8 protein-coding genes are annotated in these 11,818 nt (G+C 65.9%); 4 read left to right on the top strand and 4 right to left on the bottom strand.

What is annotated here, in order from left to right; all coding sequences use genetic code 11:
- A partial coding sequence (locus E4L98_RS03195) for an NYN domain-containing protein (protein ID WP_135200124.1) occupies positions 1 to 1,494 on the bottom strand: 1,494 nt, incomplete at its 3' end.
- A gap of 66 nt (positions 1,495 to 1,560) precedes the next feature.
- Positions 1,561 to 2,652, bottom strand: coding sequence for a redox-regulated ATPase YchF (ychF, locus tag E4L98_RS03190; protein ID WP_135200123.1), 1,092 nt, complete (start codon positions 2,650 to 2,652; stop codon positions 1,561 to 1,563).
- A 157-nt stretch (positions 2,653 to 2,809) separates the two neighbouring features.
- Between ychF and E4L98_RS03185 the strand changes: the two genes are divergently transcribed.
- Positions 2,810 to 3,232 (top strand): acyl-CoA thioesterase, encoded by a 423-nt coding sequence (locus E4L98_RS03185; RefSeq protein WP_307722076.1) that lies wholly within the window; start codon positions 2,810 to 2,812, stop codon positions 3,230 to 3,232.
- Here the strand turns inward: E4L98_RS03185 and E4L98_RS03180 are convergent, their stop codons facing one another.
- Positions 3,233 to 3,826: a PEP-CTERM sorting domain-containing protein gene (locus tag E4L98_RS03180; protein WP_167761266.1), complete on the bottom strand. Its 594-nt coding sequence runs from the start codon at positions 3,824 to 3,826 to the stop codon at positions 3,233 to 3,235.
- 208 nt (positions 3,827 to 4,034) lie between these two features.
- On the opposite strand from E4L98_RS03180, the gene E4L98_RS03175 reads away from it, so the two are divergent.
- The 3 genes from E4L98_RS03175 to E4L98_RS03165 all read left to right on the top strand — a co-directional run bounded on the left by E4L98_RS03175 (position 4,035) and on the right by E4L98_RS03165 (position 10,600).
- Positions 4,035 to 5,864 (top strand): DUF885 domain-containing protein, encoded by a 1,830-nt coding sequence (locus E4L98_RS03175; protein WP_135200121.1) that lies wholly within the window; start codon positions 4,035 to 4,037, stop codon positions 5,862 to 5,864.
- A 75-nt stretch (positions 5,865 to 5,939) separates the two neighbouring features.
- Positions 5,940 to 9,200, top strand: a complete 3,261-nt coding sequence (locus E4L98_RS03170; RefSeq protein ID WP_229257216.1) for a DUF2339 domain-containing protein — start codon at positions 5,940 to 5,942, stop codon at positions 9,198 to 9,200.
- Positions 9,197 to 10,600 carry a DUF3999 family protein gene (locus tag E4L98_RS03165; protein WP_135200120.1) on the top strand — a complete coding sequence of 468 codons (1,404 nt, stop codon included), beginning with the start codon at positions 9,197 to 9,199 and terminating at the stop codon, positions 10,598 to 10,600. Before E4L98_RS03170 ends, E4L98_RS03165 begins: the two co-directional genes overlap by 4 nt.
- Here the strand turns inward: E4L98_RS03165 and E4L98_RS03160 are convergent.
- Positions 10,548 to 11,816 carry an amidohydrolase gene (locus E4L98_RS03160; protein ID WP_205746652.1) on the bottom strand — a complete coding sequence of 423 codons (1,269 nt, stop codon included), beginning with the start codon at positions 11,814 to 11,816 and terminating at the stop codon, positions 10,548 to 10,550. The two genes, E4L98_RS03165 and E4L98_RS03160, sit on opposite strands and share 53 nt — an antisense overlap.
- Between the last annotated feature and the right edge of the window lie 2 nt (positions 11,817 to 11,818).

Below are 11,818 nucleotides of genomic sequence, written 5' to 3'. Positions count from 1 at the left end.
GACTGGCTCGGCGGCGACGGGCTTGGCCTTTTCGCCGCCAGCCTTGGCCGGCTTGGCGCCTTTGCCACGGCCTTGCTGGGCGTTCGGCTTGCCTTTCGCCGGGCGCGGGCGCTTGGCGGGCTCCGACTCGTCGGCCGAGGTGGCTTCCGCGGCGGGCGCGAGGTCCACCGCTGGAGCCGGTTCGACCGGCACAAACACCGGTTCCGCTGCGTCGACAGCCGCATCCGCAGCCGCTCCGCTCGCCGGCACGCCGTCCGCCACGGGCGCCGGAGCCGTCGCCGCTTTCTTGCGCGCTTCCTCTTTCAGCTTGCGGGCGGGCGGCTTGGGACCGTTTTTCTTTTTGTGCGGCTGAGGCGACTCGGCCACCACTTCCGCTGCGGAGACCGGCTCGGCAACGTCCAGCGGCAGCTCGATCGCGGGCTCCAGCACGACCGGCGTTTCCGCCGCGGGCTCGGTCACGGCATACCAGGCCGCCTCTTCGGCGACCACCGGTTCCACCTGCAGCTGCGCGCCGCCAGGCTGACGCGCCTGACGCAGTGCCTGACGTTCGGCAAAGCGCTCGGCCGCCGTACGACCGCGGTTGCGCGCGCGGCGCGATTCCTGCTGACCGCCCTCGGCCGGCGCGGCCGCCGCGCCATCCGCCGGCGTTTGCGCCTCCGGCACGATCGCCGCCGGCACGCCGCTGCCACGGTACACGTACGCGCCCGACTTCTCGTCGCGGCCGAACTCCAGCAGGCCGCGCGCCTTGCATTCCTCGATCAGATTGCCGAAGGTGCGGAAGCCATAGTACGACTCGCTGAAATCCGGCTTGCGGCGCTTGATCGCTTCCTTCAGCACCGAGGCCCAGATCTTGCCGCTGTCGCCGCGTTCCAGCACCAGCGCCTCGAAGGTATTGATGGCGATCTCCACCGCCTGATCGCGGCGTTTCTCCATCTCCTCGCGGCGCGCGCGTTCCTCTTCCGGGGTGCGCTTGACCTGCGGCTTGTCGTTGCTGGCTTCGCGGCGCGCGCGGCGGCTTTCGCGCACCAGGTCGTCGTAGAAGATGAACTCGTCGCAGTTGGCCACCAGCAGGTCGGACGTCGATTGCTTGACGCCGACGCCGATCACCTTCTTGGCGTTTTCGCGCAGCTTGGACACCAGCGGCGAGAAATCGGAATCGCCGGAAATGATCACGAAGGTGTCGACGTGGGACTTGGTGTAGCACAGGTCCAGCGCATCGACCACCATGCGGATGTCGGCCGAGTTCTTGCCGGACTGGCGCACGTGCGGGATTTCGATCAGCTCGAAATTGGCCTCGTGCATCGACGCCTTGAAGGATTTGTAGCGGTCCCAGTCGCAATAAGCTTTCTTGACCACGATGCTGCCCTTGAGCAGCAGGCGCTCCAGCACCGGCTTGATGTCGAACTTGTCGTAATTCGCGTCGCGCACGCCGAGCGCCACGTTCTCAAAATCGCAGAACAGCGCCATGCTGACGTTTTCGTTGTTAGCAGCCATGAAGAGTATAGAGTGAGTGTCAGAACAAAACGGGCGCAGAACGCGCCCGGATGGAGGATCAGATGCTTAGACGTTGAACAGGAAGTTCAGCACGTCACCATCCTTCACCACGTACTCTTTGCCCTCGGCGCGCATCTTGCCCGCTTCCTTGGCGCCGCCTTCACCCTTGTACTGGATGTAGTCGTCGTAGGCGATGGTCTGGGCACGGATGAAGCCGCGCTCGAAGTCGGTGTGGATCACGCCGGCCGCCTGCGGCGCGGTGTCGCCGATGTGGATGGTCCAGGCGCGCACTTCCTTGACGCCGGCGGTGAAGTAGGTCTGCAGACCCAGCAGCTTGTAGGCGGCGCGGATCAGACGGTCCAGGCCCGGCTCTTCCATGCCCATGTCGGCCAGGAAGGCGGCCTTGTCGGCGTCGTCCAGGTCGGCGATTTCCGCTTCGATCGCGGCGCAGATGGCGACAATCGGCGCGTTCTGGGTGGCCGCGTAGGCGGTCAGCTGGTCCAGCAGCGGGTTGTTGGTGAAGCCGTTGTCCGACACGTTGGCCACGTACATGGCCGGCTTGGCGGTGATCAGGCACAGCGGCTTGATCAGCAGCATTTCCGCCGCGTCCAGGCCCAGCGAGCGCACCGGCTTGGCTTCGTTCAGGTGCGGCACCAGGCGTTCCATCAGGGCCACCAGCTTGATCGCATCCTTGTCGCCAGAGCGGGCTTTCTTCTGTTCGCGGTGGATGGCTTTTTCCACGGTGCCGAGGTCGGCCAGCGCCAGCTCGGTCTGGATCACTTCGATATCGTCCAGCGGGCTGACCTTACCGGCCACGTGGATCACATTGTCGTCTTCAAAGCAGCGCACCACGTTGACGATGGCGTCGGTTTCGCGGATGTGCGACAGGAACTGGTTACCCAGGCCCTCGCCCTGCGACGCGCCGGCCACCAGGCCGGCGATGTCGACGAATTCGACGATGGCATTCACCTGACGCTCAGGCTTGACGATCTCGGACAGCGCGGCCATGCGCGGATCCGGCACTTCGACCACGCCGACGTTCGGCTCGATGGTGCAGAACGGATAGTTTTCAGCCGGGATGCCGGCCTTGGTCAGGGCGTTGAACAGGGTGGACTTGCCGACGTTAGGCAAGCCGACGATGCCGCATTGGAGACTCATGAAAAACCTTTTAAATGATCAATTCGCCGGCGAGCGGCGGAGGTGTAAAACCGCCGTCCGCGGGCGTTTTTGGATATTCTTGCTGAAATACAGCGTTCAAGGGTCTATTGTACCTCCCTTGTCCCCCACACTTCAAAAAACAGGAGACCGCATGACGATGCGCGACGCCGGCCGCGACCAGTTCCGCCACTTCCTCACCATTCCCACACGGTGGATGGACAATGACATCTATGGCCATGTCAACAATGTTGTGTATTACTCATACTTTGACACCGCGGTGAACCAGTTGCTGATCGAGCGCGGAGTGCTGGATATTCACCGGGGCGAGGTGGTGGGTTATGTGGTGGACAGCGGCTGCTCCTATTTCCGGCCGATTGCGTTTCCGGACGTGGTACATGCGGGCGTGCGCGTGGCCAAACTGGGCAACTCCAGCGTGCGCTACGAGATCGCCCTCTACCGCAACGACGATGCCCTGCCCGCCGCTGCGGGCCATTTCGTCCACGTCTATGTCGAGCGCGAAAGCAACCGTACCGTCACCGTGCCGCAGACGGTACGCGCGGCGCTGGCGTTGATCGCTTGATCAGGCGCGGCGGCGCTTCAGCGCTGCCAGGGCGGTCAGGCCGAGGCCGTACATTGCCAGCGAACCCGGTTCGGGCACGGCCGGCATGGCGGCTACCCAGTGGCCTGCCGTCGGGTAGCCGGCGTATGCGGCGCCGTTGTTCAGGGCATTGTATTGGTCGAACACTTGGCCGGTGCCGGCATAGTCGAATGTGATCGAGAGGAAGGTGGTCGCGTCGTTGATCGATGCGCCGGCGTAGGCCATGATGCCCAGGCCCTGCTGATTGTCGACGTAGCGCAGCGCGCCGGTGGTCTGGTCCACATAGGCGGCGAAGTCCATGCCGAGAATGCTCACCGCGGTATTGTCGAACGAGAGGCCGGGATAGGCAAAGTGGATGTTGCTGATGTCGTTGTAGCCGATCACGCCGCTCTTGACCACGCTCAGCGCCACATCGAACGTGGCGGTGCTCGGCTGGTCCACGTGCGGGCCATAGCCTTGCGAGGTGGTGACCCAGCTATAGGTGACGACCGGTTCCGCCGCGCCAGCCTGCGTTGTAACCAGGCCAGCCGAAAACAGTGTCGCGATACTTGCAAGACGAATAGTACGGGATAGCATAGTTGTCTCCTGTAAAAATTCTAAGCGAGGTGGTGTATGAAGCAAAAATCGCACCCCGAATACATGGCCTTTGTTATCAACGACTTGCTGTTTTCGCGGCCAAACCGCTGTAAAGAAATCCGACAAAAAAACCGTGCCGTCTGACATCCCATTGCTTGCTACAGATGCTAGACTGCTTGGCGCTGATCAACCTCACTAAGGATTTCACATGCACGCCCGCCCGTTCGCCAAGCTTACGATTCCCGCCCTGATTGCCGCCCTGCTGATGGGCGCCGCCGCGATGCCGCCGGCGGTTGCCGCCGCCAAGGCGTCGTCGGTGCAAGCCAGCCAGGCACAGAAGCAGTTGGCGAAGCTGGCGGCCGCCTTCCATACCGCGCGCTGCAAGTTCGATCCGCTGCTGTTTGCCACCGCCAACGGCGACAGCCGCTACGACGATCAGATCGGCCTGGCGATCTCGCCCAAGGTGCGCGCCGAGCAGTTCAACCTGTACCGTTCGCTGCAGAAGCAGCTGATGACAGTCCGCCGCGACCAGCTGGGTGCGCAGGATCAGCTGACCTATGACCTGCTGACCTACGAACTGAACAACGCGATGCAGATGGAATCCTTCCCCGACCATCTGCTGCCGCTGAACCAGATGGACAACGTGCCCAGCACGCTGGCCAACTACGCCAGCGGCACCGGGTCGCAGCCGCTGGGGACGGTCAAGCAATACCAGGCTTACCTGAGCCGGCTGAACCAGCTGCCGGCCTGGATCGACCAGGCCATCGCCAACATGCGCGAAGGCATGCGCAAGGGCGTGGTGCATCCGAAAACCATCATCGTCGCCATGCTGCCGCAGCTGCAGAACCTGCGCGCCGCCACGCCCGAGACCAGCGTGTTCTATTCGCCGGTGACGCGCTTCCCCGAGTCGTTCCCCGACGCCGACAAGAAAAAACTTACCGCCGCCTACCTGAAAACGGTGGACACCAAGGTGGCGCCGGCGTTGAATCGTCTGGTCAGCTTCATGGAGAACGAATACCTGCCGGCCGGCCGCGGCACCAGCGGCTGGGGCGCGCTGCCCAACGGCGCCGCCTGGTACGCCGCGCACATCAAGGACAGTACCAACCTGCCGCTGACGCCGGACCAGGTGCACGCGCTGGGCCTGAAGGAAGTGGCGCGCATCCAGCAACAGCTGACCGAGCTCGGTCCCAAGCTCGGCTATGAGGGCCCGGAAAGGCAACTGCCGCAATGGGTCAGCGCGCAGACCAAATTCAACATCTTCACCAGCGACGAGCAGGTGCTGGACGCCTACCGCGCCATTTACGCGCAAGTGCAGACCAAGCTGCCGACCTATTTCAGCCTGATCCCGAAAGCCAAACTGGAACTGCACCTGGAACCGGAACTGACGCGCGCCACCGCGTCCGACCACTACACCCCGTCGGCGGCGGACGGCTCGCATCCGGGCGTGTTCTGGCCAGTGGTGAATGACCCGAAAAAATACAGCCGTGTCGACATGGTCAGCCTGTTTCTGCACGAAGGCGTGCCAGGCCACCACCTGCACGCGGCCCTGTTGAAGGAACTGGACTTGCCGGACTTCCGCAAGTTCAGCACCGAGAATCCGAACAGCGCCGCCTACACCGAAGGCTGGGCCTTGTATTCCGAAACCCTGGGCAAGGAGATGGGCCTGTACGAAGATCCGGTCGCCTACTACGGCCACCTGAATGCCGAGATGCTGCGCGCCGCGCGCCTGGTGGTGGACACCGGCATGCACGCCAAAGGCTGGTCGCGCGAGCAAGCCATCGCCTATCTGGTGGAGACGCTGGGCTGGAGCGAGCCGCGCGCGCGCAACCAGATCGAGCGTTACATGGTGATGCCGGCGCAAGCACTGAGCTACAAGATCGGCTCGCTCAAGATCCTGGAGCTGCGCGCCCGCGCCCAGCAGGCGCTGGGCGACAAGTTCAGCTATCAGAAATTCCACGAAGTGGTGATCGGCGACGGCACCCTGCCGCTGCCTATCCTGGAGCAGCGCGTGGACCGCTGGATTGCTGCCACAAAATAGCCTGGAGCGTCTTGCGGCTTTCGATTGAGGCAATGTTGCATTTGTGATACTTTGCACCATTGCCTGGGGAGCCGAATGATGGAATTCCTTCTGTTTGTTTTTGGTGTCTTCACCCTGAGCGTGGCCTGGCGGGCGCGCAGCGACGCGCGTCAGGCCTGGCGGGTCGTGGAGGGACTGAAACGGGAAGTGGCTTTGCTGCGCGAGCATCTGCTGCTGGCGCCGCGGCCGGCAGCGGCGCCAGCGCCGCCAGCCGTTGCGCCGGAAGTGCAGCCCGCGCCCGCCGCCGATGCGCAATCGCCCGCGCCGGCCACGCCCGACTACATGCGCGATTACGAGCAGTGGGCACCGCCTCCGCTTCCGGTCCTGAAGGCGACCGCTCAACCGACACCGGCCACCGCTGCACAGGCAACCGAGGCGGAAGCTACTGTGGCGTCGCTGGCACCCGCGCTGGAGGAAGCAGCTGCGCCGCAGCATGCCGCGGCGCCTCGGGCGACCGTGCCCGAGGATACGGCGACGCCATGGGCGACCGTATCGAACGCTGCCGTGGCGCCGGCTCCCACTCCTTCCGCGCCGCCGGCTCCGCCGCCGCGCTGGCTGCTTGCCGCCAAGGCCTGGCTGTTCGGCGGCAATCTGGTAGCCAAGCTGGGCTTGCTCATTTTGTTCATCGGCGTCAGCTTCCTGCTCAAGTACACCGCCGCCCGCGTGAGCATTCCGATCGAGCTGCGGCTCACCGGCATCGTGCTGGCCGATATCGCCCTGCTGGCCTGGGGCTGGCGCATCCGCATCACGCGGGCGGCGATCAGCCTGCCGGTGCAAGGCGCCGCGCTGGCGGTGCTGATGCTGGTCACGTTTGGCGCTTTCCGCCTGTATCACCTGATTCCGGGATCCGCCGCGTTTGCCCTGCTGTTCATCCTGACCATGTTCACCTGCGTGCTGGCGGTGCTGCAGGATGCGATGTGGCTGGCCATCTTCGGCATCGTCGGCGGCTTTGCCGCGCCGATCCTGGCGTCCACCGGCGGCGGCAGCCACATCGGGCTGTTCTCCTATTACGCGCTGCTGAACGGCGGCGTGTTCGCGCTGGCCATGCTGCGCTCGTGGCGTCCGCTCAACCTGCTGGGGTTCGCCTTCACCTTCGCCATCGGCACCACCTGGGGCGTGCTGCGGTACACGCCGGAAAACTATTTGTCGGTGCAGCTGTTCCTGCTGCTGTTCTTCGCCTTCTACGTATCGATCCCGCTGGCGTACGCGCGCCGGCAGGCGGTCAAACTGAAAAACTACGTCGACGGCACGCTGATCTTGGGCACGCCGATGCTGGGCTTCGGACTGCAATTCACGCTGGTGCGCGAGATGCCGTTCGGCGCCGCCTATTCGGCACTGGCGCTGGGCCTGTTTTACATCGCCCTGACCACCGTGCTGCGCAAGCGCGCGCAATACGCGCTGCTGGCCGACGCCTTCCTCGCGCTCGGCATCGTGTTCGGCACGCTGGCGATACCCTTCGCGCTCGATGGCCGCTGGACCTCCGCCGCCTGGGCGCTGGAAGGCGCCGGCATCGTCTGGATCGGCCTGCGCCAACAGCAAAAACTGGCGTGGATGTTCGGTTTGCTGGTGCAAGCCGGCGCGTGGATCTCCTTCATCGGCGCCAGCACCGGCCTGTCACCGCAAAGCGCCATGGACTCCAACCTGTGGCTGGGCTTTTTGCTGCTGGCGATCACCGCCTTCCTGATGGCGACCCGCTTCCGTGCGCAGCCAGAGACGGCGCCGTTCGCCGCCATTGCGGCCGTGTTCCTGACCGTGGCCGCCGCCTGGTTCGTGGCCGGCGCCTGGACCGAGATATTCCTGCGCCTGCCCGGACCGAGCCAGGGCACGCCGCTGGTGTTCAGCGCGCTGATCGCCGCCATCGCCCTGTACGTGATCGCCCGCCGGCTGGCATGGACGCTGGCCGCCGCGCTGGCTCTGGCGGTACAAGGCATCGCCGGGCTGCTGCTGCTGACGCAGGTGGCCGACAGCTGGAGCAACGGCAATAGCCGGCTGTTCGACCGTCCGCTGCTGGGCTCGCTGATGATTTTCGGCGCGGCCATCTTCAGCAGCTGGGCGCTGTACCGCCAACAAGCGGCGCGCGGCAGCCGCACACACGCCGTCTACCGTTTGCTGCTGGTCTGGTCCGCGATCTGGTGGTTCGTGCTGGCGACGCCGGACCTGGCCACCTGGCTGGCGCCGAAACTCTCCTCGATCGCGTCCGCGGACAACAGCGAATTGGCGTTCTGCCTGTACGCCTTGCTGCTGGCCGCGACCACCTGGCTCGGCGTCAGTGCCGCGCACCGCCTGCAATGGCCCGCGCTGCGCTGGTTCGCGGCGCCGGTATGGGTGGCGCTGGCGGTCGCGCACCTGCCCCTGCTGACCCTGATTTATATCGACACCCTGCGCCTGCCATCCTGGGCGATCTGGAGCGGCTATGCCGCGCTGTGGCTGGCCGGCGAATGGCTGCTGCGCGCCTGGCGGACACGGAACTGGAACATGCGCGGCCGCATCCTGCGCACGCTGCACGCCGTCCGCACCGGCGGACCATGGCTGCTGATCTGGCCGGTCGCCGCCTACTGGATCTCGGCGTGGGTGGGCGCCGGCCCAGCCGACTGGGGCACCAGCGGCAGCTGGGCGCGCTTCATCCCATCCTGGCTGATGATGGCCGTGATCGCCTGGCTGATGCAGCGCAGCCGCGGCGGCGGCTGGCCGGTCGCGCCGCTGGCGGAGTGGTACCGGCGCCGCCTGCTGCCGGTCGCCACCGGCTGGGCGGTGCTGCTGGTCTTCGTCTGGAACGTCACCCAGGACGGCGCGATGGCGCCGCTGCCCTACATTCCGCTGCTGAATCCGCTGGACCTCAGCACCTGCTTCGTCATCCTGCTGATGTTCGCCCTGTGGCGCCTGCATCCCGAACGGCCGCACGGCTGGCCGCAGCGCTGGTTCGCGCCGCAGCCGCTGTTCATCGCCGCGTATGGCTATATCTGGTTCAACCTGGCCTTGATGCGCACCGTCTCGCACTATCTCGCCGTGCCCTACACCTTCGATGCGCTGTACGCCTCGCAGTTCGTGCAGGCCATGCTGTCGCTGGTGTGGAGCGTGACCGCGCTGCTGCTGATGCGCCATGCCGCGCGTCGCGCGCTGCGGCCGGTGTGGATAGGCGGCGCCGCGCTGCTGGCACTGGTGGTGCTGAAACTGTTCCTGGTCGACCTGTCGAATGTCGGCGGCGTCGAACGCATCGTTTCCTTCCTCGGCGTGGGCGCGCTGATGGTGGGCATAGGCTATCTGGCGCCCTTCCCGACGCAATCGGAGCATCAATGAAAAACTTCCTCATCGCCGCCTGGGCCTTCAGCAGCATCGCCAGCGCCGCCGATACGCCGCAAGACTACAGCCATCTGCTGCCGCTCAGCGCCGGCACCCGACAAGGCGTGCTGCAGGTGCGCCTGCCGAAAGATGTCTACCTGCATGCGCGTTCGGCCATGCTGGACGACGTACGCATATTCGACGCCAGCGGCAAGCCCCAGCCGTTCGCGCTGCGCACGCCGCCGGTCGAGGCGCGCATCGGCCACCGCGATCTGCCGCTGGCGATCTTTCCGCTGATGGGCAACGGCGAACAGGCCGCGCTGCTCGACCTGGACGTGAACGCCAGCGCCGACGGCCGCCTGCTGTCGGTCAAGGTCAAGCCCGAACGGCGCGACAATCCCGACCATCCGCCACGCCTGTCCGGCCTGGTGCTCGATCTGGGCAAGGCCGTCGATGCGCCGATCAACGCCCTGCGCTTCACCCTGCCGCCCGATCAGCGCGACTACAGCGCACAGGTGTGGCTGGAAACCAGCGACGACATGAAACGCTGGGACACCGTGGGCGCGGCCGAACTGACCTGGCTGGTCAACCAGAACGCCCAGATGCTGGTCAGCGACCGCCTGGAATTCGGTCCGCGCACCTTCCGCTACGCGCGCCTGAGCTGGCGCAAGGGAACGCCGCTGCAGTTCGCCGCCATCACCGCCGAACAGCCGACGGTCAGCGACAACGCGCCGCCGCCCGCACAATTGCTGCTGCCGCCCGCCGCCGGCAAGAAGCCGGAAGACCTGGTGTACAACGTGCCGCCGGCCATCGCCCCGCTCAAGGCCGGGCTGCAATTCAATGTGGATAACGTGGTGCTGGCGGCGCAACTGGGCATTTACCGCGAAGTCGCCGGCCAGCAGATCGGCCAGGCGCTGGCGTGGCGCTTCGAGCCGCTGGCCAGCGCCACCTTCTACCGCATCTCGCAGAACGGCCAGGTGCGCAGCTCGGGCGACGTCGATGTGGCGCCGCTGCACGCCCGGCAATGGGTGCTGCGCGCCGCCGCGCCGGTGACCAGTCAGCCGCAACTGCGCCTGAGCTGGCAGCCGGCCACGCTGGTATTCCTCGGCGACGGCAACGCGCCCTACACGCTGGCGGTCGGCCGCGAACGCGCGGCGCCGGCGGCCAGCAGCATCGAGCAGGTGGCGCCCGGCTTCTCGGAAGCCGAACTGGCGAAACTGGAATATGCCAGCGTCGGCGCGCCGCGCGCACAGGCCGGTAGCGACGCCAGCGACAGCGCCGCCGCGCTGGCGGAAGCCAACAGCGCCCAGCGCCGCCTGATGATACTCTGGGGCGTGCTGCTGCTGGGCGTGGCCGCGCTGGCGTTTATGGTTTGGCGGCTGATCCGTTCATCACGTTCATCACCGCCAGCGTCATAGCCTGCGCCGCGGTCTTGATCGATGGCTCCGGCACCGGCGCGTAGAACGGCGAGTGGTTGAAGGCCAGCGGCTTGCCGCCCTTGTCGGCCTGCGCCACCGCCTGCGGATCGTAGACGCCGGTGAAGAAGAACATGCCGGGCACGCCCTGGTTGACGAATAGCGAGAAGTCCTCGCTGGCGGTCATGGCCGGCATGCGGAACACCTGGGCCTCGCCGAACGCCTGTTTCAGCACGCCCTCGGTGCGGGTAACCAGCGCATCGTCGTTGTCGATGGCGACGCCGCCCGGTATCAGCTCCACCTCCGGCGCCGGCGCGTCGGCCATCGCGGCCGAGGCGTTGGCCACGCGGCGCACGCCGGCCAGGATTTTCTCGCGCACCGCCGGGCTGTAGCTGCGGATGGTGCCGCGCACCTTGACCGTGTCCGGGATGATGTTGCCGACCGTGCCGCCGTTGATCGCGCCGATGGTCACCACGCCGAACTCCTTCGGATCTTTTTCGCGGCTGATCACGGTCTGCACATCGACCACGAAACGCGCGGCGATGGTGATCGGATCGAGTGCCTTGTCCGGCGCCGAGCCATGGCCGCCGCGGCCCTTGAAGGTGATTTCGATCGCATCGGAATTCGACGATACCGCACCGCTGTTGTAGCCGATGCGGCCATACGCCAGCGGCCACGAATGCAGCGCGAACGCATAATCCGGCTTGCCGAAGCGCTTGAACAGGCCGTCATCGAGCATGGCCTTGGCGCCGGACACGGTTTCCTCGGCCGGCTGACCGATGAACATCAGCGTACCCTTCCACTGCGACTTCAGCGCCACCAGCGTGCGCGCCGCGCCCAGCCAGGCGGTCATGTGGACATCGTGACCGCAGCTGTGGGCGGCCGCCACCTTGCTGGCGTAGGGCAGGCCGGTCTTTTCCTCCATCGGCAGCGCGTCCATCTCGGTACGCACCAGCACGGTCGGACCGGCGCCGTTCTTGTAGATGGCGACGATGCCGGTCTTGCCGACCTTCTCCGTGACCTCGAATCCGATCTTGCGCATCTCGGCCGCCAGCCTGGCCGCCGTGCGCTGTTCCTGGAAGGCGATTTCCGGGTGCGCGTGCAGATCCTTGTAGATGGCGTCCAGTTGCGGATACATGCCGTCGATCTGGCGCGAGACGGTGTCTTCGGCATGGGCGGCGGTGGCCAGCAGCAGCGCGGCGATGGGGAGCAGTTTCACGG

The organism is Duganella callida (assembly GCF_004614165.1).
In the GTDB taxonomy this organism is placed as follows: Bacteria; Pseudomonadota; Gammaproteobacteria; order Burkholderiales; family Burkholderiaceae_D; genus Rugamonas; species Rugamonas callida.
The sequence above is the reverse complement of the archived record's forward strand: the minus strand, read 5'-3'. Positions and strand labels throughout refer to the sequence as shown.